19 protein-coding genes are annotated in these 23,354 nt (G+C 66.6%); 17 read left to right on the forward strand and 2 right to left on the reverse strand.

What is annotated here, in order from left to right; all coding sequences use genetic code 11:
- Nucleotides 1–17: 17 nt before the first annotated feature.
- From IY145_RS20395 to IY145_RS20475, 17 genes are all read left to right on the forward strand, one after another.
- On the forward strand, nucleotides 18–605 hold the full coding sequence (locus IY145_RS20395; protein WP_196409880.1) for a polysaccharide biosynthesis/export family protein: 588 nt from the start codon (nucleotides 18–20) through the stop codon (nucleotides 603–605).
- A gap of 89 nt (nucleotides 606–694) precedes the next feature.
- Nucleotides 695–2,071, forward strand: a complete 1,377-nt coding sequence (locus IY145_RS20400) for an outer membrane beta-barrel protein (RefSeq protein ID WP_196409881.1) — start codon at nucleotides 695–697, stop codon at nucleotides 2,069–2,071.
- Between the two features lie 244 nt (nucleotides 2,072–2,315).
- Nucleotides 2,316–3,812: an O-antigen ligase gene (locus tag IY145_RS20405; protein WP_196409882.1), complete on the forward strand. Its 1,497-nt coding sequence runs from the start codon at nucleotides 2,316–2,318 to the stop codon at nucleotides 3,810–3,812.
- A 30-nt stretch (nucleotides 3,813–3,842) separates the two neighbouring features.
- Nucleotides 3,843–6,086: a polysaccharide biosynthesis tyrosine autokinase gene (locus IY145_RS20410; RefSeq protein ID WP_196409883.1), complete on the forward strand. Its 2,244-nt coding sequence runs from the start codon at nucleotides 3,843–3,845 to the stop codon at nucleotides 6,084–6,086.
- Nucleotides 6,083–6,724 (forward strand): hypothetical protein, encoded by a 642-nt coding sequence (locus tag IY145_RS20415; protein ID WP_196409884.1) that lies wholly within the window; start codon nucleotides 6,083–6,085, stop codon nucleotides 6,722–6,724. Before IY145_RS20410 ends, IY145_RS20415 begins: the two co-directional genes overlap by 4 nt.
- A gap of 12 nt (nucleotides 6,725–6,736) precedes the next feature.
- Nucleotides 6,737–7,609: an ABC transporter permease gene (locus IY145_RS20420; protein ID WP_246722127.1), complete on the forward strand. Its 873-nt coding sequence runs from the start codon at nucleotides 6,737–6,739 to the stop codon at nucleotides 7,607–7,609.
- 2 nt (nucleotides 7,610–7,611) lie between these two features.
- Nucleotides 7,612–8,904: a polysaccharide ABC transporter ATP-binding protein gene (locus tag IY145_RS20425; RefSeq protein WP_196410646.1), complete on the forward strand. Its 1,293-nt coding sequence runs from the start codon at nucleotides 7,612–7,614 to the stop codon at nucleotides 8,902–8,904.
- A 25-nt stretch (nucleotides 8,905–8,929) separates the two neighbouring features.
- The gene (locus tag IY145_RS20430) at nucleotides 8,930–10,099 is read left to right on the forward strand and encodes a glycosyltransferase (protein WP_196409885.1); all 1,170 of its coding nucleotides are present in this window, start codon (nucleotides 8,930–8,932) and stop codon (nucleotides 10,097–10,099) included.
- Nucleotides 10,093–11,061, forward strand: coding sequence for a glycosyltransferase family 2 protein (locus tag IY145_RS20435; protein ID WP_196409886.1), 969 nt, complete (start codon nucleotides 10,093–10,095; stop codon nucleotides 11,059–11,061). The genes IY145_RS20430 and IY145_RS20435 overlap by 7 nt, the downstream gene beginning before the upstream one ends.
- The gene (locus IY145_RS20440; RefSeq protein WP_196409887.1) at nucleotides 11,058–11,906 is read left to right on the forward strand and encodes a hypothetical protein; all 849 of its coding nucleotides are present in this window, start codon (nucleotides 11,058–11,060) and stop codon (nucleotides 11,904–11,906) included. The genes IY145_RS20435 and IY145_RS20440 overlap by 4 nt, the downstream gene beginning before the upstream one ends.
- A complete protein-coding gene (locus tag IY145_RS20445; RefSeq protein WP_196409888.1) occupies nucleotides 11,899–12,771 on the forward strand; it encodes a glycosyltransferase in 873 nt (290 codons plus the stop codon). The genes IY145_RS20440 and IY145_RS20445 overlap by 8 nt, the downstream gene beginning before the upstream one ends.
- 58 nt (nucleotides 12,772–12,829) lie before the next feature.
- On the forward strand, nucleotides 12,830–14,029 hold the full coding sequence (locus IY145_RS20450; protein WP_196409889.1) for a glycosyltransferase family 4 protein: 1,200 nt from the start codon (nucleotides 12,830–12,832) through the stop codon (nucleotides 14,027–14,029).
- A gap of 6 nt (nucleotides 14,030–14,035) precedes the next feature.
- A complete protein-coding gene (locus IY145_RS20455) occupies nucleotides 14,036–15,478 on the forward strand; it encodes an O-antigen polymerase (protein ID WP_196409890.1) in 1,443 nt (480 codons plus the stop codon).
- Nucleotides 15,457–16,530 carry a glycosyltransferase family 4 protein gene (locus tag IY145_RS20460; RefSeq protein ID WP_196409891.1) on the forward strand — a complete coding sequence of 358 codons (1,074 nt, stop codon included), beginning with the start codon at nucleotides 15,457–15,459 and terminating at the stop codon, nucleotides 16,528–16,530. The genes IY145_RS20455 and IY145_RS20460 overlap by 22 nt, the downstream gene beginning before the upstream one ends.
- On the forward strand, nucleotides 16,527–17,729 hold the full coding sequence (locus IY145_RS20465) for a glycosyltransferase (protein ID WP_196409892.1): 1,203 nt from the start codon (nucleotides 16,527–16,529) through the stop codon (nucleotides 17,727–17,729). Before IY145_RS20460 ends, IY145_RS20465 begins: the two co-directional genes overlap by 4 nt.
- Nucleotide 17,730: 1 nt before the next feature.
- Complete coding sequence (locus tag IY145_RS20470) at nucleotides 17,731–18,555, forward strand: glycosyltransferase family 2 protein (RefSeq protein ID WP_196409893.1); 825 nt, start codon at nucleotides 17,731–17,733, stop codon at nucleotides 18,553–18,555.
- Between the two features lie 15 nt (nucleotides 18,556–18,570).
- A complete protein-coding gene (locus IY145_RS20475) occupies nucleotides 18,571–20,319 on the forward strand; it encodes a carbamoyltransferase C-terminal domain-containing protein (RefSeq protein ID WP_196409894.1) in 1,749 nt (582 codons plus the stop codon).
- A 21-nt stretch (nucleotides 20,320–20,340) separates the two neighbouring features.
- Here IY145_RS20475 and IY145_RS20480 read toward each other — a convergent pair whose 3' ends face one another.
- Nucleotides 20,341–21,639 (reverse strand): glycosyltransferase family 4 protein, encoded by a 1,299-nt coding sequence (locus tag IY145_RS20480; protein ID WP_196409895.1) that lies wholly within the window; start codon nucleotides 21,637–21,639, stop codon nucleotides 20,341–20,343.
- A gap of 67 nt (nucleotides 21,640–21,706) precedes the next feature.
- A complete protein-coding gene (locus IY145_RS20485) occupies nucleotides 21,707–23,278 on the reverse strand; it encodes a sugar transferase (RefSeq protein WP_196409896.1) in 1,572 nt (523 codons plus the stop codon).
- Nucleotides 23,279–23,354 lie beyond the last annotated feature (76 nt).

Raw genomic sequence — 23,354 nt, forward strand, 5'->3', positions numbered from 1 at the left:
GAGGACATTCGAAATCGATGTCGTTATTTCGTTCAGCCGGCCTCTGCCTCTCGCTCTGTCTTCTTCTGACGGGATGCGACGGCGGCTCCAATCTCGGCCCGGTCTCCGTCGAGGAGCGCGACGCTCTGATTCGAACCGCGGCGACGACCGCGCCAAATCTGCAGCCGGGCGAGAAAATCCGCGTCACCGTCTTCGGCGAGGACCGCCTGTCCGGGGAATATGAGATCGATCCGGCGGGTTATATCTCGCTGCCGCTGGCCGGCACGGTGAAGGCGGCGGGCTCGAGCAAGCCGCAACTCGAACAGGAATTGGCCAAAAAATTCCGCGGCGAATATCTGCGCAATCCAAAAGTGACCGTCGATGTCGCGAGCTTTCGTCCCTTCTATATACTCGGCGAGGTCGGCAAGCCCGGCGAATATACATATAAGAGCGGACTCAATGTGATGAGTGCGATAGCGCTCGCCGGCGGCTCCACCTATCGGGCGAGCCGATCGAATATTCTCATTCAGCATGTGGGCGAGCAGGGATTCAAGGAATATCCGCTGGCTCCGATGATCCCGGTGCTGCCCGGCGACCTCATCCGCGTGCCGGAGCGCTATTTCTGACCGCCCACTCCGCGCCACCCGCCGAGACGAGCGAAGGCTTGACTGCGAGCGCGTTTCACATACAAGCTGAGCGCATTCGAGAGGGCGTTATGAAGAGCAATTTGCTGCCGAATGGCGTCGCGGCGGGGATCGCGCTTCTCATATCCACCGTCGTCGGCTCCGTCGCCAAGGGCGAGGATGCTCCGGCGGGCGTCACCGCCATGGGCCCCAATCCCGCGGAAGGCTTGGCGATCGACGGGTGGATCGTCTATCCGTCGCTTTTCGTCGGCTCCGTTTTCAACGACAATATCTATGCGACCGCCTATGGCCGGCGCTCGGCCGTCGGCGTGCGCGTGCGCCCGTCGCTCCAGGCCGGCGTCGACAATGGCTTGCACAAGACGACGGCCTATATCAGCGCCGACGCCCAGCTCTATCCGGGTCTGGGCTCGCAATATCGGCTGTTTCCCACGCCGACGACCGATGTCGACCCGACCAATGTGACCGGGCGGGCCGGACTGCGCCACATCTGGTCGCCCGTCAGCGACCTCAGCGTGTATTTCACGGCCGACTACACCCGTCAGAACGGGCTGTTCGGCTCCAATTTCGGGGCGGGCGCGCCCGCCGTCTATGTTCCGGCCGGCTATACGGTCGCGGCGTCGCAGCAGTTTTCCAACCAGATTTCCGGCTCTGTGGCCGTCGAGAAGAAGATCGCCGATTGGTTCGTGCGCGGCTCGACCGGCGTGCAATATGTCGCCTACGACAGCCGGCCGAGCGGGAATTTTCCATTCCTTGCCGCGAGCGGCGACGCGCAGAACGGATTGAGCTACACGGCCTCGCTACGCGGCGGCGTGTGGCTCTCGCCGATGATCTACGGCTTCGTCGAGCCGACGCTCGACCTGCGGCGCTATGAAAATTCGATCTCGGACACCAATGGCTATCGCATTATCGGCGGCTTCGGCTCCGATCTCATCAGCCTGTTCCGCGGCGAGGTCTATGGCGGCTATCAGAGCCAGTCGAGCGAGCAGAATTTCCTCGGCGGCACGGTCTCCAAACCCACCTATGGCGCGCGGCTGCTCTATTATCCGACGCCCTATCTGACTTTCACCGCCACGGTCGACCAGACACTCGCCGCGGCGGCCGCGCCGACGACTCTCGCCGCCCATCTCGGCCAATGGTCGCCGGCGAGCCTCAACACACAGTCCAAACTGCAGGTCGATTACGCCTTCTCCCCCTTCTGGACCGCCTATATGCGCGGGGGATATGGCGAGACGCGCTGGGCCAACTCGCCGCGCGGCGACACTGTCTGGGCGGCCGGCGTCGGCGTCAACTACACCTTCTGGCGCAACATGGCGATCACGCTGGACTATCAATTCCAGAAGACCGGCTCCAACGCCAATGGCCTGCTCAATATTCTCGGCGTCTCCCATTCGACGGGCTGGGGATTTGTGCAGAACGTCGTGTCGGCGGGCGTGACCTATCGCTATTGAGCGGCGCGCTCGCCCATCCTCGGCTTTTCGTCTCGCCGGCGAACGGACCTTTCGCGCCATAGGCGGCGGGCGGCCGCTTTTGCGCGCGCTCCCCGCGAAAATGGGCCGCGTCGGCGGTCTCGACCCGCCGTCCCTTGCGGCGATATGATCGGCTGCGCGCTCACGCGCGTGTCTTCGCAGTTGCGCCGACGGGTGAAAACGCCGCATTTCACCCGAATGGCGGTAGCATGGAAAAAGGCGCCCATTGCCGGAATTCACGCCCTCGTCGCGGGACGCTCTTCTCCTGGCGGCAAAATCCCGCGCGGAGCCGGCGCGCCCGCGCTCGGCGGGCGGCCTGTTCGGCGCGCTATGGGCGGAGGGCGGTTTCGACGCTCTGCTCCTCTTCGGCCTGATCGCCGGGCTGGCCTGGGCGCCCTTCTGGCTCGGCGGCAATCGCCTGCCCGCCTGGGGCGTGAACGGGCTCTATTTCCCGGCGCTCGCGATCCTCTTCGAAATCGGCGTCCTTTTCGGGGGACGTCGGCATCCGGTTTCGATCGCCACGATCGCAGGTCCGGCGGCGCTCTTCGGCGCGACGCTCCTCTGGATTTTCTTCCAGGCCTCGCCCCTCGCCTCGGGAGCGTCGGCGCATCCGATCTGGGGCATGGCGAGCGAGATGCTCGAGCGTCCGCTCGAGGGCGGCGTGTCCGTCGACCGCGGCCAGACGCTGGTCTTTCTTCTTCGTCTCACGACGGCGGCGAGCGTCTTCTGGCTCGCCCTCCAATTGTCGCGCCGCCCGCTCCGCGTCCATCTGCTTCTGCGAGCGATCGTCGTCATCGTCACGGCCTATGCCGTCTATGGGCTCGTTCTCTCGGCCTTCTTTGCGGCGGCCATCCCCTTCTTCGACGCGCCGGCCCTAGGGCTCTTCGTCCGCTCGACCTTCGTCAATCGCAATAATTTCGCCACTTACGCGGGTCTCGGCCTGGTGACGACTCTGGCGCTGATCCTGCCGCTCGCCGACCGCGACGCTCCGTCCGAGACAGGCTCGCGCGCCTATCGACTGTCGAAGATCGTCGAAGCGGCCGGGCTGCGCGCTTGGCTCCTGCTCGCGGCGGCTTTCGTGATTTTCGTCGCGCTGCTCGGGACAGTCTCGCGCGGGGGAATACTCGCGACGATTCTCGGCGCCGGCGCGCTTCTCGCCATCGCCTATTCCCGCGGACGCCGCCGCCGTGGCGAAAGTGTCGGAGCCATCGCCCTCGTCCTCGCAGGGCTCGGCGCGACGATCCTCTTCTTCGGCGATCTGATCGTCGCGCGCCTATTCGCCTCGGGCTTCGACGACGGTCGCCGGCTCGCGGTTTTTGCGATCGCCCTGCGCGCGATTCTCGACACTCCTCTTTTCGGCTATGGCTATGGCGCCTTCGCCGACGTCTTTCCCCTCTACCGCGATCGGTCGATCCCGACGGCGGATGTCTGGGACAAGGCGCATAACGCCTATCTGGAAACCTTCATGGGGCTCGGCCTCGTCTTCGGGACAGCGCTCATCGGCGCGCTCCTATGGCTCGCGGCCAAATGTTTCGCCGGCGCGGTCGCGCGCCGCCGGGCGCCCACGCCCGCCGCGGCGGCTGCGGCCTGCTCCCTGCTCATCGGCGTCCATGCTCTCGTCGATTTCGGCGTTCAGATCGAGGCCGTGGCCCTGACCTATATGGCCATCCTCGGCGCCGGCGTCGCACAGGCCGAGAGCTCCCGCATCTCCCTCTCCGATTAGCCCCCGGCACTTCGAGAAAAGAAACATTCGATGCTGAAACGTCTCGAGACACTGAGGGAGGCGGCTGCGCCGGCGGAAGCCGACGAAGGCTTCGACATACAGGGCTATGTCAATTTCGTCTGGCGACAGTGGAAGCTGATCGCCGGCGTGACGGCGCTCTTCCTCCTCGTCGCCGCAGTCGAGATCGCCCGGACGACGCCGCTCTACACCGCCTCCGCGCAATTACTGCTCGATCCGCATAAGGAGAAGGCCGGCGGGCAGGACGCCATTATGACCGACGCCGCTCTCGATCTTCCGACGATCGAGAGCCAGATCGCGATCATCAAATCGAGCGCCCTGCTACGGCGCGTCGTCGACAAGGAACGGCTCGTCGACGATCCGGAGTTCGGCGGCGCGCGGATTCGAGGCGGCGGCCTTTTCGACCGCCTGCGTGGCCTCCTGTCGCGCGATGCGCCGCCGCCGGCGACGCCCGGTCGGCGCGCGCCGAAATCGCCGCCGGAGGGCGCGGCGGAGGCGATCGCCTCTGTCGAGATGGTCAAGCTGGCGATCGCCGTCGCGCGCGCCGGCCAGGCCTATGTGATCAACGTCTCCTTCACCTCCTCCGATCCAGAGAAGGCCGCGCGCCTCGCCAATGCGGTCGCCGACGCCTATGTCGTCGACAAGCTCGACGCGCGTTTCGAGGCCGCGAAGCGCGCCTCCGCCTGGCTGTCCGACCGCCTCGTCGAGCTGCGCCAGCAGCTGCGCGAGTCCGAAGAGGCGGTGGCCCGCTTTCGCGCCGAGAATAGTCTTTCGGGATCGACCCCGGGCGCGACGCTCAATCAGGACCAGCTCGCCCAGCTCAACGGCCGTCTCGTCCAGGCGCGCGCGGAGACCGCGGAGAAGAAGGCGCGGCTGGAAATGCTGCAGAAAATCGAGACGCGCGGCGGCAATATCACGCAGCTGCCGGACGTCATCAATGGCGCGATCGCGGAATTGCGCCGACAGGCGACCGATCTCTCGCGCCAGGAGGCCGAGCTGCTCGCCCGCTATAACCCCAACCATCCGTCGGTCGTCAATCTTCGCGCACAGATATCGGACATCAATCGCGCCATCGGCGCCGAGGCGCAGCGGCTCGCCTCCAACATTCGCAATGAATTCGAGCTCGCAAAGACGAGACAGGACGCTGTCGAGCGGACGCTGCGCGAAGTCACCGGCGCCAACGATCTCGACAACGCCAAAGCCATCACCCTGCGCGAATTGGAGCGCACCGCCGCCGTCAACAAGAGCCTCTTCGAGGATTTTCTGCAACGCGAGCGCGTCACGCAGGAGCAATCGACCTTCGAGGCGCGCGAGGCGCGCATCATCACGCCGGCTCTGGCGCCGATCACGCCGACCTCGCCCAAGACGATCCAAACAATGCTCGTCGCCCTCGTCCTCGGCGTGATGGCCGGGACGCTCGGCGCCTATGCGCTGGAGAGGTTCAACGCGGGCTTCACCACTCCGCGCGAAATCGAGGATTTCCTCGCTCTGCCATTGCTCGCCTCGATCTCGAAAATGGAGTCTCGAGAGCTTTCGGTGAATGGCGCTGTCCTCTCCATCCCCGAATATCCGCTCGCCAAGCCGCTGTCGCGCCTCAGCGAAGCGCTGCGTTCGCTGCGCAGCGCCATACAAATGAGCGACGTCGACAATCCGCCCAAGGTTCTACAATTCACCTCGACGATTCCCGGCGAAGGCAAATCCACCCTCGCCATAGCGCTCGCCGGCTCGGCGGCGCAATCGGGACAGAGGGTGCTCGTCATCGACGGCGATCTGCGGCGCCCTTCCGCCTCGCGATATTTCGGGGCGGACAAGAGCGTCGGCCTCGTCGATTGCCTGGTCGGCGCGGCGGAGCTGCAATCTGCGATCGTCTACAGCGAGACGTTGAAGCTCTGGTTTCTGCCGGCCGGCGGCAAGACGCAGAATCCGCCGGACCTGCTCTTGTCCGAGCGGTTGAAGACGCTCGTCGCGACCTTGCGCCAGCAATTCGATCTCGTCGTCATCGACACGCCGCCGATGGGGCCGGTCGTCGATCCGCTCATCATCTCCAATCTCGTCGACAAGGTCGTCTTCATCGTGCGCTGGGCCTCGACTGCGCGCGAGATGGTGGCGCATTCGATCGACCGGCTGTCCGGCCACAAGAAAGTGGCGGGAGTCGTGTTCAACCAAGTGATCGACTCCCAGGCGCAGAAATACGGCAAATACGCCTATTCCTATTATTACGGCGGCCGCTACTATAAGAAATACTACACCGAATGAACCGCCTGCGGGAATTGCGCCTCTGGACCGCGATCGCCGTCGCCGTGATCGCCGGCTTCGCCATGCTCGCGGCGGCAAAGCTCCTCGCCTTCGGCCTCGCAGATCTCACCGCGGAGACCGCGAATGCGGCGAAGACGCTCGCGCTCTTCGTCGACGATCCCATGGTGGGAGCGATCGCCGAGACGCGGCTGCTCGAGCTCGACGCAGGCGCGAGCGATCACGAGCGGCGCGAGCGGCTGAGCCGTCTCCTGGCGCGAATTCCGCTCTCCGGCGGCGCATGGCTGGCGCTCGCGCAGGCGCGTTTCGAGACCGAGGAGCCGATGGAGAAAGTCGAGAGCGCGCTCGCCATGTCGAGCCTCGTCGCCCCCAATGAAGGCTGGCTGATGAGCCGGCGCGCGGCCTTCGCCATCCCGCTGTGGCCGCGGCTCGCCGTCGCGGCGCGCCGAAGTCTCGTCGCCGATCTCGTCGGCGGATGGGAGGGAACGCCCGGCGTCGAGCGCGACGCGCTCGTGTCGATCGTCTATCTGTCGCCTGGCGAGACGCAAGACGAAGTGAGAGCGGCGCTTCTCCGCTCGGGCGTGGCGGGCGCGCAAGTCGCCGCCGAGATCGGCCTCACGCCGTCGCCGCCCCTCCGATAAAAGTGAAGCGAAATGGATGAGCCGATCTCGACGCATATGGGTGAAGGACCGCCATCGCCTCGCGCGCGCAAGCCGATCACCGTCATCGAAGCGCGGCCCGGTTGGCGCGTCTTCGATTTCCGCGAGGCTTTCGCCTATCGCGAGCTGCTCTATGTCCTTGCAGCGCGCGACCTCAAAGTGCGCTACAAGCAGACGGCGCTCGGCGTCGCATGGGCGCTGCTGCAGCCGCTGACGATGATGATCGTCCTCTCCGTCGTCTTCGGGCGGCTCGCCGGCCTTCCCTCGGACGGCGCGCCCTATCCGGTCTTCGCCATAGCGGGGCTGCTGCCCTGGACCTTCTTCGCCAATGTCGCGCCGACGGCGGCGAATTCGCTCGTCGCCTCGTCGAATATCATCACCAAGGTCTATTTCCCGCGCATATTGATTCCGTTGTCGACAGCCGGCGCGCCGCTCGTCGATTTCTCGATCTCCGCTCTGCTGCTCGTCGTCGTCCTGGCGTGGAGCGACATCGGCTTTTGCCGGAGCCAGCTCGCGGCGCCCTTCTTCGTGCTCGGGATGATTATCGCCGCGCTCGGAACAGGCGTGCTGCTGTCGGCGCTGACCGTGGCCTATCGCGACTTTCGCTATGTCGTGCCTTTTCTCATCCAATTCTGGATGTTCGCCTCGCCTGTCGCCTATCCGGTCGGCCTCGTGCCGGCGGAGTGGCGCTGGCTCTATTTTCTCAATCCGATGGCGGGAATGATCGACGGCTTTCGTCGCTGCCTCATCGGATCGTCGCCGGATGCTTTGGGCGTCATCCTGTCCGGCGCCTCCGCGCTCGCGATTTTCTGCGCCGGCGTCGCCTATTTCGCGCGTGTCGAACGCCGCTTCGCGGACATAGTATGAAAATGGCCAGACGCGGCGGAACGGCGATCCGCGCCGAAGGCGTGTCGAAACGCTATCGCATCGGCAAGCCCGCGCGAACTTATCGCACGCTGCGCGAGGCGCTGGTCGAGGCTGCGGCCGCTCCCCTCGCGCGGCTGCGCGGCCGCGCCGTCGCGCCGGAGGACGAGGCGACCTTCTGGGCTCTGCGCGACATCTCCTTCGATATCCCCGAGGGCGAGGTCGTCGGCGTCGTCGGACGCAATGGCGCCGGCAAGTCGACGCTGCTCAAAATCCTCTCGCGCATCACCGATCCGACCGAGGGCCGTGTCACGCTCGAGGGGCGCGTCGCCAGCCTGCTCGAGGTGGGCACGGGATTCCATTCGGAGCTCACCGGCCGCGAGAATATCTTCCTCAACGGCTCCATTCTCGGAATGTGCCGCGCCGATATCGCGAAGCGCTTCGACGCCATCGTCGATTTCGCCGAGATCGAGCGCTTCATCGACACGCCGGTCAAACATTATTCGAGCGGCATGTATGTGCGCCTCGCTTTCGCGGTGGCCGCCCATCTGGAGCCGGATATTCTCATCGTCGACGAGGTGCTCGCGGTCGGCGACATGCGCTTCCAGCAAAAATGCCTCGGCAAGATCGACGAGGTCTCGCGTGGCGGCGGCCGCACCGTGCTGCTCGTCAGCCATAATCTCGCGGCGGTGAAGAGTCTGGCGACGAGCGGCCTCGTCTTCGACCGCGGGCGGCTCGTGCTGCAGGGCGGCGTCGACGAGACGATCGCCGCCTATAGCCGGCTGCAGCAGGCAGACGCGGATGGCGAAGATGGTCGCGACTGGGGCGCCGGCGCGCATACGCGCATACGCTCCGTCGAGTTGATCGGAGCGGACGGTCCGACGCGCATTTATCTGCCGGGAACGCCGCTGCGCCTGCGCATCCTTCTCGATACCGATGGAACGCCGGGTCTCTCTGTCGACGTGTTCCTGACCAATGCGCTGCGCTCGCGCATCGCGCTCTGGTCCATGCATCATTTCGACGCCATGTCGCTGCCGACCGAGCCCGGCTCCTATGAGCTCACGATCGACGCGGCGCCGATCTTTCTGGCCTCAGGAAGCTATTGCATCGACGTCGCCACGGCGGTGACAATGGTGAATTGGGATCATCAGGTCTATGAGGCGATCGAGTTCGAAACGCCCTTCTCCAATGTCGGAGGGGGAAGCTGGGACTTCAAACAGACCTTCGGCTATGGATTCGTCGCTTTGCCCTCCGCCACGCCGCCGACGCTGGTGAAGCTCGGCGAGCGCGCGGAGTGACTATTCGAGCCTGGAGAAAAGCGACGTGAATCTCCTCTATTGCGGCTGCGTCCCGGTCGAGCGCTCCTGCCACGGCTCTCTGTTTCTCTATCGGCTCCTCGAGACATGGCCAGCGAATTCTCTACGCATCGTCGAGGGCTATCTCGGGTCTTCCGAGGCCGATCGTCGCCTGCCGGGCGTGCGCTACGCCGCATTGACGCGCAAGCGGCCGCGCCTGCAGACGACGCGCTTTGCTCCCTTCTTGGAGGCGGTCGTCGAACGTTTCGCCGAATATGACGCGCTTCGCATCGCCCGCCATGTCGGGGATTGGCGCGTCGACGCCGTCGTCACCGTCGGGCACTATAATTCCTGGCGCGCGGCGGCGGCCTTCGCGGCGCGTCGGGGCCTGCCGCTCCATTTCATCGTCCACGACGACTGGCCTCGCATGTCGATACGCGGCGAGGCCCATAGGCTCTCGCTCGATCGACAATTCGGCGCCGTCTATCGGCGAGCCGCGTCGCGACTCTGCATTTCTGCCGGAATGGCGGAGGAATATGCCATGCGCTATGGCGTGGCGGGAAACGTCCTGCCCCCCTTGCGCGGCCGCGACGCGTCGACGCCGGCGCGGTCCACTCCGCCGGATCGCCCCTTCACGCTCGTCTTCGCGGGAAGCATCCATTCGCCGGGCGACGTCGCGGCGCTGCGGGACGCCGCCGCGGCCGCCGCCTCGATAGGCGGGCGGCTCCTGATTTTTGGGCCGCTCACGGGCGCCCAGGCCGAGTCTATCGGTCTTTGCGGGGCGTCGGTGATCGTCGGCGGCATGATCCCTGCGGCGGATTTTCTCGAGGAGATCTCCGCGCGCGCGGACGCGCTCTTTCTCCCCACGACCTTTTTCCGCGAGGAGAACGCCTATATGCGCTTCTCCCTCCCCAGCAAGCTCGCCGACTATACGCTGACGCGCCGGCCGATCCTGCTCTATGGCCCGCCGAATTGCGCCGCGGCGGCCTGGTCGCGCGCAAACGGCGACGCGCTGCTCCATGTGGAAGAGCCCGGCACGGCGGGGCTCGGCGCGGCGCTCGGCGCGCTCGCGCGCGACCCGGAGCTGCGCCGGCGGCTGGGCGAGACGGCCGGCGAAGCCGGCGATCACGATTTCGCGCATCGTGCGGCGCTCGCGACATTCGAGACGGCGCTCCGACACGGCGAGGCTCGATGCTAGAAGGCGCCGATGTCGCAACGGCCGCGATGCGGATCAGCGTGATCGTTCCGACGCTCGGTCGGCCGCAATCGCTGCGGCGTCTGCTGAATTCGCTGGCGACGCAGACGCGGATGGCGGATGAGATCGTCATCGTCGACGGCGGCTGCGATCCGGAGACCGCGGCGGTCGCCACGGCCCCTGTTTGGCGCGAACGCGGCCTCTCTATTCGCTTCCTCACCGCATCGCCGCCCAATGCGGTGCGGCAGCGCCGCGCCGCAGTCGCGGCCTCTTGCGGCGAATTGCTGTTGCTGCTGGACGACGATGTCGAGCTCGAGCCGGATTGCGTCGCCGAGCTCGCTCGAGCGCTCGATGCGCGCGCCGACAGTGTCGGCGTCATGGCTGATTTCAGCAATGAGGATTGGGCGGCGCCGACCCGCGTCTGGCGTTTCGTGCTGCGACATGCGCTCGGCCTGCGCGAGGAAAGATGGCAGGGGCGCGTGATCGGCCCGCTGCTGCGCTTCGGCTTTTCGCCGCGGCCAGCGGAGATCACGCAGGTGGAGTGGATCGGCTCCTGCAATTCCCTGATCCGGCGCTCGGCCTATGAGGCCGCGGGCGGTTTTTCGGATTTTTTCCTGCATCGCTGCACGATGAACGAGGACGTCGATCTCTCCTTGAAGCTGCGCCGCTTCGGCGCGCTCTATTTCGCGCCGCGCGCGCGGCTGGCGCATTTCCACGCGCCTGGCGGCCGCGTCACGGTCGAGGTCGCCGCGGAGGACGATGTGTTCAACCGCTACATGATCTTGCGACGCACGCTCGGACGTTCGCGCGCCGATGCTCTCGCGCTGGTATCGGCCTACGCTTTTTTGGAATCCCTCGGCTCGACGCGCCGGCTGCTCGGCGCCGGCGGCCCCCGCACGCGCGAGAGCCTGCGCGGACGGCTGAAGGGCCTGATGCGGGCCATCGCCCAAGGCGATGAGAGATGAGCGGCGAAACCGTCGAGAATTGGGTGTTTCTGGGCGACAGCCTCTGCGAGGGGGTCGGATCGTCGCGGATCGGCTTCGTCGGCGAGCTGGCGAAGACGCTTCCGGGCGCGGAAATGATCCGGCTCCGGCCGATGCGGATCGCCGGGGCCGTTCCCTATGACATCGCCGGCATGGTCGGCGAACGCGCGGCCACGGCGCGGCTGCTGCTGTGGAACCTCGGATGCGAGGGCACGACCGTGCGCGACGACGCCTCATGGCTCTGGCTGCTCCGCGGCCTCGCGCCGGCGCGCGTCTTCATCTTGCGCGGCGCGCTCGAGTCGATCCTGCGTCCGGCCGCCGTCTTGGACGGCCGGCCTCCAGTCTGGCTGCCGGGGAGCTGGCGCGCCCCCTCGGCGCTCGATCCACGCTGCTACTTCAGCCAAACATGGTGGCGGCGCGCAAAGCAGACGAGCGTCGACGCCGCCAAACAGGCCGCCCGGCGCCGCCTGCTGAGAAAAGAGCCGGGCCGGCCACTGCTGAGCGACATGGCATTCCTCGAGGCCTATGACGCCCTGCTCGCTCGCTGCGCCGCGCTCGACGCCGTCACAATCGCGTTAGGGCTTCCCCGCGTCGACGAGCGCGTCTTTCCGGGCTCGGCGCGCATCTTTCGTGAACGCAGCGCGGCGATCGGGGCGCTGGCCGCCGAGCGCGGATCGTCTTTCGTCGACTGGCCGTCGAACCTCTCCGCGGAAGCACGGCCGGATTGTTTCTACCGCGACGGCTTTCACCCCAATGCGCGCGGCGCCGCGGCTTTCGCGCAGAGCCTCGTCGAAACTGCGCGCCTGACGGGGCCGGCCCGTGGCTGATCGGCCGAAGATCACCGCGACCGTGACCGCCTTCGAGCGGATCGACCAGACGCTGGACACATTGCGCCGTCTCGAATCCTGTCGCCCGCCGCCCGCCGAGACGATCGTGCATGTGGACGCCGGACGCCATGATTGCGCCGCCGCGGTGCGCGCCGCCTTCCCGGCGGCGAAGGTGATCGTCAGCGAGACCGGCGTCGGCCCAGGCGGCGGACGCACCAAGCTGATCGCGGCCGCGAGCCACGAGCTCGTCGCGAATTTCGACGATGATTCCTATCCGATCGATCCCGACTTCTTCGCGCGCGCCGACAAGCTCTTCCGACGCCTGCCGGAGGTTTCGCTGGCGGCGGCGCAAATATTTCATCCCGGCGAAAGGCTCGCGCCGGATCGGCGCGTCATCCGAGAGACCGGCGGATTCGGCGGCGGCGGCGTCGTGTTTCGGCGCAGCCATATTTTGGAGACGGGCGGCTTTCTGCCGCTGCCGATCGCCTATGGGGCCGAGGAGGAAGACGTCTCTCTGCGCCTGATCGACCGAGGGCGGCGGCTCGTCGCCACGCCCTGGCTGCGCGTCTTTCACAATTCGACCCTCGCGCATCACGCCGAGCCGCGCATAAATGCAATGGCCATCGCCAATATCGCTTTGCTGGCTTTCTTGCGCTATCCGCCGCGCTACTATCCGCGCGCGGCGCTGCAGGTCGCCAATCGCGTCTGGTTCTGCCTGCGGATGGGACGCCTGCGCGGCGTCGCCGCCGGACTGGCGATGATCCCGCTCCATCTCTGGCGGATGCGAGCGCATCGGCGACTCGTGTCCGAGGCGGCCGTCGCCGCGAAATTCGCATTGCGCAAAGGAGACTGGACCGATTTCTGACGATACGGAAGCCGCGGACTGGATCGTCTGCCAGATCGGCGCGCGCGAGCATTACGCTTTGCCCGCCGCGCTTCACGGGCGCGGCCTCTTGCACGCGCTCGTCACCGACATCTGGCTGCCGCCCGATCGGCTCTGGACTCGTGCGCTGCGGGCGGCGGGCCCGCGTCTCGCCTGCCGCTATTCGGCGGAGCTCGGGGGGGCGAGCGTCTTCGCGGACACAATTCCTTCGGTTTTCTCGCGCAGCGTAGCGCGGCTACCGCCGAAAAGGGCGACCTGGCCCGGCCTCATGGCCGATAATCTCCGCTTCGACCATTTCGCCGCCGCGCGGCTCGAGAATATTCGCAAGCCGCGCGGCGGCGACGGCGTCGCGCTCTGTTACAGCTATGCCGCGTCGCGGACGCTGCGCGCCGCGAGGAGCCGCGGCTTCGCCGCCATTTTGAACCAGATCGACGGCGGTCCGCAGGAAGCGCGGCTGATCTCGGCGCTGGCCGAAGGCGAGGCGTCGAGAGCCGAATGCGCGCCCCCGGAAGCCTATTGGCGCAATTGGCGCGACGAATGCCGATCGGCCGATATGATCCTCGTCAATTCGTCCTGGTCGCGGGATTGCCTCGTCGCCGCGGGGATCGCGCACGAAAAGCTCGCAATCGTTCCGTTGATGTATCGTCCCGAGGAGCCGAGCGCGCAGCGTCGCTATCCAGAGCGCTTCGATGCGGATCATCCGCTCGTGGCGCTCTTTCTCGGCGCGTTCTCGCTGCGCAAGGGCGCGCGGACGGTGCTGGAGGCGGCCGCCGCCCTGCGGGGCCAGCCGGTCGAGTTCCTCATTGTCGGCCGCGACGAACTGGGCGCCGGCGCGCAAAAGGATTATTGCAATATTCGGTTCGTCGGCGAGGTTTCGCGCGGCGAAACGGCGAGCTACTACCGAAAGGCGCATGTGTTCGTCCTGCCGACCCATTCCGACGGATTCGCGCTCACCCAGCTCGAGGCGCAGGCGCATGGGCTGCCGGCGATCGTCTCCAGCCGCTGCGGAGACGTCGTCCTCGACGGCGCGAGCGGGATCGTGCTGCCGGAGGTGAGCGCGCAGGCGCTTCGCGACGCCATCCTCTGGGCGCTGCGTCACCCCGAGCGCCTCGGCCCCATGGCGGCGCGCGCCATCTCCCGCGCCGCCGATTTCGATCCGACCGCGGTGATCGATCAACTGCGCGAAGTGGGACGCGAGGCCATTCGGCGCCGCCGGCACGACAGCGGCGCGGGAGCCTAGCGGCGCATGCGGCCGCTTCCCGGCGACGTCGGCGTCGCGCTCGCCGGCTCCGCGATCATCGGCGTCGGCGCGATCCTCGCGGTCTCACAGACGCCGACCGAATATGCGTCCCCTGGCGCCATGGTCTGGCCTGCGGCCCTATTGTCGGCGAGCCTGCTCGCGATCCCGATGATGCGCGCGCTCCGCGAGGGACTGCGTGGATTGCTCCATGCCGAAAATCTCCTCCTGGTCGCGATCATCTATTGGATATTGCTCGATCTGCTGCAGGGCGCCTATCCACTGGACGAGCTCAGTCGCAACGACGTGATCGCCGCGCTTCAGGTGATCGCGATTTTCGCGATGGTCACGCCGCTCGGGCGGCTCGCGCCGACCTTCGGCGCGCCGAAGCCGATCTTGCGCGCCGCGAGAGCCGATCTGCCGGCGCAGAGCGCTTTCGCGGCCGTATGCATCTGCTTCGCTCTCTGCATCGCGCGCTTCGGCATACCGACGAATTTCGATCCGGCGCGGATGATCGACGGCCTTTTTCAGCCGCGTTTCGGTGCGCCCTGGTCGCGCGGCGACTTCGGCGGCTGGGACGCATTCATCGATCATCTGAGCTATTTCGGCTATGTCCTGCCGGCGGCGACGGTGCTGGTGGCGACGCGCGCCAAGGCGCGTTGGGCCGACCCCCGCGTCTGGATATCCATCCTGCTCACGGCCATCGTCTGCGCCTTTCTCGCCCAGAGCGGGGGGCGCCGGATCATCGGCATGATGCTGGGCTCCGGGCTCCTGCTGTGGATGATCCTGAAAGACCGCTTCTCCATCGTGCGCGCGGCGGTGGTGACGGGCGGCGCGATCGGCGTGCTGAGCCTGATGCAATTCATCCTCGTCATCCGCAATGTCGGGCTCGAGGGATATTTGAGTGGCGATGTGGACCTCGACGATTTCGAATTCGCCGGCCAGTTCCATGTCGACGACAATTTCCTGCGCCTCGCGCAGATCATTCACTATTTCCCCGACGTCGTCGAATATGTCGGCTGGAAGCAGATCTATTACGTGCTCGTCCGGCCCATTCCGCGCGCGCTCTGGCCGGACAAGCCGATCGACGCCGGTTTCAGCCTTCCAGGGCTGGTCGGCAAATACGACGTCTCTCTATCGAGCTCGATCATCGGCGAGCTCTATGCCTCATATGGGCTCATCGCCGTCGTCATCGGCGCTTTGCTGCTCGGCTGGGCCGCTGCTTCTTGGACGACGCTGCTGCGCGAGCGCAATGAAAACGCCCGCGTGCTCTATAGCCTCGGCCTCATGGTCTTTTTCGTCGGCATGCGCTCAATGCAGGAAATCATTTTGATGACCTACGCCGTGCTCGCCTGGACCGCCGTCAGCCTCTTCACCTCCCGCAAAACCCGCCCCGCGCCGCCGCCCGTCCGAGACGATAGCGAACACAAATGCGATCCGTCGTCGTCATAACGAACATGCCGTCGCCCTATCAGGCGCATTTGTTCGATCTCGTCGCCGCGGACGGACGCGTGACGCTGCGCGTGATCTATGAGCGAATGAGGGCGGCGGACCGCGCCTGGAGCGCTCCGCCGCTCGCGCATGAGCACGCCTGCGGCCGCAACGCGCCTTTCGAGCGCCTCGAACAATGGGTCCGCGATAGCGATCTCTGCATATTCGGCGGCTATCGCGATCCGACCGTGCGTCGGCTGCTGAAGCTGCGCCGCGCGACGCGCCGACCTTTCGTTTTTTGGGGCGAGCGCTTCGGTTTCGAAATGCCGCCCGCGCTCGGCGCGCTCTATCGCCTTTGGGCGATGCGCGCTTTCCACGCGAGCGACTCGGAAATGTGGGGCATGGGCGAAATGGCCGTCGCCTCCTACCGACGCGAGTTCGGTCGGCGCCGCCGCTACCGGAACATTCCCTATACGTCCGATCTCTCGGGCTTTCTGGCGATCGCGCGAGAACATGTCGAAACGCGCGCCCCGCGCCTTCTCTTCTCCGGCTCGCTGATCGCGCGCAAGGGCGCCGATCTGACGGTCGCCGCGCTCGAGCGGATCCTCGCCGACGGCGTCGCGATCGAGGCGATCTTCGTCGGCGACGGACCGTTGCGCCCGCAGGCGGAGCAGCTCGCGCGCCGCTATCCGGGACGCGTCGAGCTGATCGACTTCACGCAGATGAAGGCTTTGCCGGAGGTCTACGCCCGCGCCGACGTCCTCCTCGCGCCCTCGCGTCATGACGGCTGGGGCCTCGTCGTCATCGAAGCCATGGCCGCCGGCATGCCCGTGCTCGCGAGCGATCGGACGGGCGCGGCGGTCGAACGCGTCACGCACGAGTGCGGATGGCTGATTCCGGCCGGCGACGCCATCGCGCTCGAGCGGGCTTTGCGCGAGATCGCGCGCCTGCCCATCGCGCGGCTGCGCGCCATGGGCGCCGAAGCCCGCACACTCGGCCGCGCCTATACGGGCGAGGCTGGACGCGATCGCCTGATCGAGGCGATCGACCGCTGCCTCGCCGGCGCGCTTTGACGGAGACGACGCTGCGCATCCTCCATGTCACGCCGACCTATTTGCCCGCGGTTCGCTATGGCGGCACGGTCCATGCCGTGCATGGATTCGCCAAGGCGCAGACCGCGCTCGGCCATGCGGTCGAGGTCTATACGACGAATGTCGACGGTCCGGGCGTATCGCCCGTCCCTGTCGGCGCGCGCGTCGATCTCGACGGAGTCGGCGTGACCTATTTCGAGACGGGGCTCGGGCGACGCCTCTATCGATCCCCGACAATGGGCGACGCGCTGCGGCGACAGGCGGCGGATTTCGATATTCTCCACCTTCATTCCGTCTTCCTCTGGCCGACTCTCGCCGCAGCGCGCATCGCGTCGAGCCGCGGCACGCCCTATGTGCTGTCGCCACATGGCATGCTGGTCGCGTCGCTCGTGCGCGCCAAGAGCGCGTTGCTCAAAAGCGCATGGATCGCGCTGTTCGAGCGACGCACGATCCGCGAAGCCGCTGCGATTCATGTCGCCTCGCGGCGCGAGGCCGACGATCTGAAGCCCTTCCGCTTCGATCCGCCGCCCATTTGGAACGTCGGCCTCGGCGTCGACGCCCCGCCCTCGCAGGCGCGCGCGGCGGAGCCGAGCGCCGACGTCGCCGCCGCGATCACGGGTTCGACCTTCGCGCTCGCCTTCGGACGCATCGACTGGAAAAAAAATCTCGAAGCGTTGGTCGAGGCCGTCGCGCTCACGCCCGATCTGCACTGCGTCATCGCCGGCAATGACGACGAAGGCCGCGCCGCAGGGCTCGCGCAGCTCGCGGCGCGACTCGGCGTCGGCGAGCGCGTGACGATCCTCGCGCGCCAGATCGAGGAGCCGGATCGATCGGCGCTCTATCGCGCTTGTCTGTGTCTTGCTCTCGTCTCGCTCAACGAGAATTTCGGCAATGTCGCGCTCGAGGCGATGTCGCATGGCCGGCCGGTCCTCGTCTCTCGCGAGGCCGGCGTCGCCGAGACCGTCATAGCGGCCGAAGCCGGCGTCGTCGTCGCTCCCGAAGCGGCGTCGATCGCGCGCGGTCTCGCCTCGCTCGCCTCGGATTCTCGCGCCGCAGAAGCAATGGGCGCGCGCGGACGTCTGGCGGTCGAAGAGCGATGGGGCTGGCGCGCCATCGCAAAAGACATGATCGCGCATTATGAAAGCGTCCTTCTGCGATCCGACGCGCGAGGCTCCGCATAAGATGACCGCCCCTTCCCTGCTGGATCGGATCACGCCGGTTCTGCTCACTCACGACGAGGAGCCGAACATCGGCGGCGCTCTGTCGCATCTGCGCTGGGCGAAGGATATCGTCGTCGTCGACAGCGGCAGCGCGGATCGAACGCTCGATATTTTGCGCGCCGACCCGCGCGTGCGCGTCTTCGCCCGGCCTTTCGACACGCATGCGAGCCAATGGCGCTTCGCCGTCATGGAGACAGGCGTCGCCTCCGATTGGATATTGCGGCTGGACGCCGATTATCGCGTGAGCGACGCGCTGATCGCCGAGCTGCGCGACCTGCGCCCCGCGCCCGATGTCGCAGCCTATGAAATATCCTTCGATTACGCGATCTTCGGCGGCGCGCTGCGAACGTCGCTCTATCCGCCGAACACCGTGCTTTTGCGCAGCGGCTGTTTCTCCGTCTACGATCGAGGTCATACCGAGGCTTGGCGCGTCCACGGCCGCATCGAGAGGCTCGCCGGCCGAATCGTCCATGACGACCGAAAATCGACGGCGCGCTTCGTCTCGGCGCAGATTCGCTATATGTCGCGAGAGGTCGAGCGGCTCGACGCCGATCCGCATTCTCTGAAGAGCCGCCTGCGCGATCATCCGCCGCTGATGCCGATCGCCGCCTTCGTCTATGCCTATTTCGTCAAGGGCTTGTTTCTCGATGGCCGCGCCGGTCTCGCTTACGCGCTGCAACGGCTGATCGCGGAATCGATCCTCGCTTTGATGGCGCTTGAAAAGCGGCTGAGCCCGGACGTCGCGCCTTCGACGCGAGACGGGGCGCGCGACGACGATGCGCGATAATCGGATGGGCGCGCGATGATCGTTCTCGGGATCAACGCCTTCCACGCAGACGCCGCCGCGGCGCTGATCCGCGATGGCGAGCTCGTCGCCGCCGCGGAGGAGGAGCGCTTCCGCCGCATCAAGCATTGGGGCGGATTTCCGTCGCAGGCGGTGCGCTATTGTCTGGCGGAAGCCGGCGTCGACATAGGCGCCGTCGATATCGTCGCGCTCAATCAGGATGGGCGCGCCAATCTCGGCGCGAAGCTGCGTTATCTGCTCGGCGCCCGCCCGAGCCTCGCGAGCGTGGTGGAACGGGCGCGCAATCGCCGCGCGAGAGACGGCGTCGCGCAAATTCTGCGGCGCGAATATCCAGATGCGCGCCGCCTTCCCGAGATCGCTCATGTCGAGCATCATCTCGCGCATCTCTATTCGGCGTTTCACGTCTCGCCCTTCCGCGAGGCGAGCGTCGCCTCGATCGACGGCTTCGGCGATTTTGCGAGCGCGGCCTGGGCGCTCGGCGGCGAGGGCCCGCTCGAGACCGAAGGGCGGGTGTCGTTTCCGCATTCGCTCGGCGTCTTCTATCAGGCGATCACCCAATATCTCGGCTTTCCCCATTATGGCGACGAATACAAAGTCATGGGCCTCGCGCCCTATGGCGCGCCGAATTATCTGCCGCAGATGCGGCTGCTCCTTTGTCTCCATGGCGACGGCTCCTTCGAATTGGCGCTCCCCTATTTTCGCCATCACAAGGAGAAGATCGCGTTCCGTTGGGACGACGCGCCCGCATTCGCGGATTTGTTCACGCCTGCGCTCGAAGAATTGCTCGGCCCGCGGCGCGCGCCCTCCGCTCCGCTCGAGGAACGTCACCGCGACATCGCCCGCTCCGCGCAGGCGATGTACGAGGAGGCCTTCTTCAATCTGCTGAACGCTCTGCATGCGCGCCACGGCCAGCCGAATCTCGCGCTCGCCGGCGGTTGCGCGATGAATTCGGCGGCCAATGGAAAAATCCGCCGGATGACGCCCTACCGGCATGTCTATGTGCAGCCGGCGGCGGGCGACGCCGGCGGCGCCCTCGGCGCGGCCTTCGCCGTCTGGCGCAGGAGCGGCGGCGCGCGGCGCTTCGTGATGGATCACGCCTATTGGGGCCCGCAATTCGCAACCGAAGAAATCGCGCCTCTCGTCGACGCCCAGTCGGAGCGGCTCGCCGAGGCGGGCTGCTCGGTCGAGCGGATCGCGGACCAGGCGTCATTGTGCCGACGCGCCGCGGCGATCGTCGCCGAGGGCCATGTGCTCGGCTGGTTTCAAGGGCGCATGGAATGGGGCGCGCGCGCGCTCGGCAATCGCTCGATCATCTGCGATCCCCGCCGCGCCGATATGAAGGATATTCTCAACGCCAAGATCAAGCGCCGCGAATCCTTCCGCCCTTTCGCGCCTTCGGTTCTCGCCGAAGCGGCGTCGGAATGGTTCGAGGAGGAGGGTGACGCGCCCTTCATGGCCTCGGTGGCGCAGATCCGCGCGGACAAGCGAGCGCGCGTTCCGGCCGTCGCCCATGTCGATGGGACGGGGCGCCTGCAGACGGTCGCGCATTCGGCCAATCCGCGCTTTCACGCGTTGATTTCGGCCTTTCGAGACATCACCGGCGTGCCGATGACGCTCAACACCTCCTTCAACGAGAATGAGCCCGTCGTCTGCCGGCCGCAGGAGGCGCTCGATTGTTTTCTGCGCACGAACATGGACGCGCTCGCCCTGGGCGACATGCTGATCACGCGCATTCCGCGCGTCTGACGCAGCTCTTTCGTCGCCCCGTCATTCGCCCGGCACGCGAGCGAAGACGGGCTCTACTTCGCCGATTTCTTCGCGAGCAGCGGCGAGCTCCGCATCGTCGAACTGTCTCCCCCGCAGGCTCGCGAGCAGAGTCTCCCATTCCAGCAGCGATCGGCGGCGGCCGAATTCGCCATCCAGCAGCGCGCGCGCATTGCGCCCCCACTGGGCGACCATCGCGGGGTCGCGCTTCAAACGGCGAATGAGCGCGGCGAGATCGGTTCCCTCGCCGGACGCGACGGCGGCGCCGCAGTCGTGGCGCGTGACCAGCGCAGCGATCTCGCCCTCGGGGTCGCCGATGACGATCGCGCCGCGGCCGGCGGCCGCGACCCCATAGAATTTGCTGGGCACGATCAGCCCCTCCATCGACGGCAGCAGCGATATCCAATGGACATTGGCGGCTGTGAGCGAGAGCGGCAGGAGCTCTGCGTCCTGATAGGGACGAAACTGGAACAGAGAAGAGAGGCCGCGCGTCTCGACCTCTGCGCGCAGGCCCCTCGTGAGATAGCCGCCGCCGATGAACAGAAACAGCAGATCGGCCTCGTCGCGCAAGCGCTCGGCGGCGTCGAGCAGCGTGCGATACTCGTGCGCGCGGCCGAGATTGCCGGAATAGGCGACGACGAAGCGCTCGCTCGCGCCCCATTCGGCGCGCAAGGCATTGTCATCGATCGGGCGGGGAATGACGCGCTCGTCATCGCACCAATTGGGGATGATGGCGACGCGCTCCGGCGGCAGGCCCGAGGCGCGCAGACGCGCCGCCATGCGCTCGCCGATCGCGACATTGCGTGCGGCGAATTTGAGGCTGAGATTGCGCGCGCCCGCGAGAAGCGCGCCGAACGGCGCCGGAAGGCGCACGCCGAGCCCGAGCGCCACTTCCGGATAGACGTCCTGAAGCCAGTTGACGAGATGGCAGGATTTGAGCCGCGCCACGAGCGCGAGCGCCACGGAGAGCAGCGGCGGATCGGTCATGACGACGAGGCTGTCGCCGCGCGCGGCGAGGCGCAACGCCGCCGCCACGAAATGATAGTAGAGCGCGGCGGCGTCGAGGGCCCGGCCCCAAATGGAATGCCGCCCGAAGCGCGACCGATAGACGCGATGGACCGTCACCCCATTCGACATCTCCCACGCCGGCAGATCGGCGGAGGCGTCGTCATAGAGGCCGCGGCTCGTCACGACGACGACCTCCTCCCCTTTCGAGGCGAGATGGAAGGCGAGATCCGAGAGGAGCTGGCTCGTCGCCGAAACGTCTGGCGCGAAGAAACGATTGAAGAAGATGAATTTCATCGCGGACGTATTCGCTCTCGGGGCATGGACGCGCCGCCACGGCGCGAAGGATATTCGACGGGCGGCGTCAAATCGGTCGCCCCGGCGCGAATGCGGGAGGCTTCGGCCGCGCATGTGACCGGACGCTCGCGGCCTCCTGACGCTCCACCCGGCCGCGCGCCGCCGCCGCGCCTTCGAACTCGCGCCGATACCAGCGGGTCGCGTGATCGACAGCCGCCCGGTTCAATTTTTCGCCGGTGAGAGCGACGGAGAGCGTGCCAAAGGCGATCGCCAGATCCAGCCGCCAGGAGGCGTGCCGGATATACCAGACGTCGAGCGCGTTCTTCTCCTCGGGCGAAACCAGCGTTCCGCCCTTGATCTGCGCCCATCCGGTGACGCCCGGCCGCACGCTGAGCCGCCGCCGCGGGTCCGCCGGCTGATCGACCGGCAGCAAAGGGCGCGGCCCGATGAGCGACATATGGCCGATAATCACATTGTAGAGCTGCGGAATCTCGTCGAGCCGCACGGCTCGGATCGCGCGGCCGATCCTCGACAGGCGCCGCTCTCGCGGCAGGCGGCGGCCGTAGCGATCGAAGGGCGGACGAAACGTGCGGAATTTATAGACGAAGAATCTCTCGCCATTGCGCCCGACCCGCTGCTGCCAGAAAACGATCGGCGCGCCGACATCGATCAGAATGGCGCAAGCGACGACCAGCCCCGCCGGCAGGGCGAGGACGAGCAGCAGGCTCGTGAACAAAAGATCGATCACCCGCTTGGAGTTGAAATAGTCCGGCGCGTCGAAAGGCCCCTCCGGCGCCGCGCCGAGCCGCATATCGGGCGGCGCCTGCCGCGGCGCGAGATTGAGCGCCTCCGAAATTTTGATGCAATCCCGGCCGCGGGCGTCGCATTGCGCGGCGACCTCCACGAGCAGCTCGGCGGGCAAGGCCTCTTTGTCATCGGCGATCCAGACCTCGCCGATCTCGACGCCGTGCTCGGCATATTCGTCGAGCACGGCCCCAATGTCCTGCGGAAGGCCGACGATCGAAACGCCGCCGACCTTTCGACCGACGAAAGACGGCCGCGCGTCGAGGGCTGCGACGACCTGCGTCGTCCGCGGCCGTTGATAATCGGTCAGTTTGATCGCGACCGAAGCGAAACGGTCCACGCCGATCAGGATCACGCGTCGCAAGGCGACCGCGGGGTCCGCGACATCGGTCTCGAGCTCTTTGCGCCAGACGTCCCTATGGTGCAGCCGCGTCGCCGCCCTGATCGCGATCAGGCCCGCGCTCAGAACGAGGCCATAGATCACGGGCGTCGAACGCGGCACGCCCTCCAGCCGCGTGAGCGTGAAGAGAATGACGCTGCTCGACGCGACCGCGCAGGCCGACGCGCCGCAAACATCGACGGCGTCGCGAAGCGAAAAAAACTGCCCCATGCGGTCGCTCAGCCGAAAGCTCCACAAGATCAACAGCGAGCATGAGATCGAAAGGAAGGCGTAGCGATAGGGAGCGGGTATGTCCTGAGAGAACTCGCTCGAATCGAGAAGCGCGGGGTCGCGCAGCGCGAGAGCGATGAAGGGCGCAGCCGTCGCCCAGCAGAGATCCGCCAGCTGGAGACGGAACGCCGTCCTATCCCTCGATGCCGGCGACGCCACCCTCATATTGGAAATTTCCCAGTGCAAACAAGGTATTAATGGCCAAATTGAGCGCTCTTTATCTTGAGCATAGCCGCAGCGA

The sequence above is a fragment of the Methylosinus sp. H3A genome, assembly GCF_015709455.1.
Taxonomy (GTDB): Bacteria; Pseudomonadota; Alphaproteobacteria; order Rhizobiales; family Beijerinckiaceae; genus Methylosinus.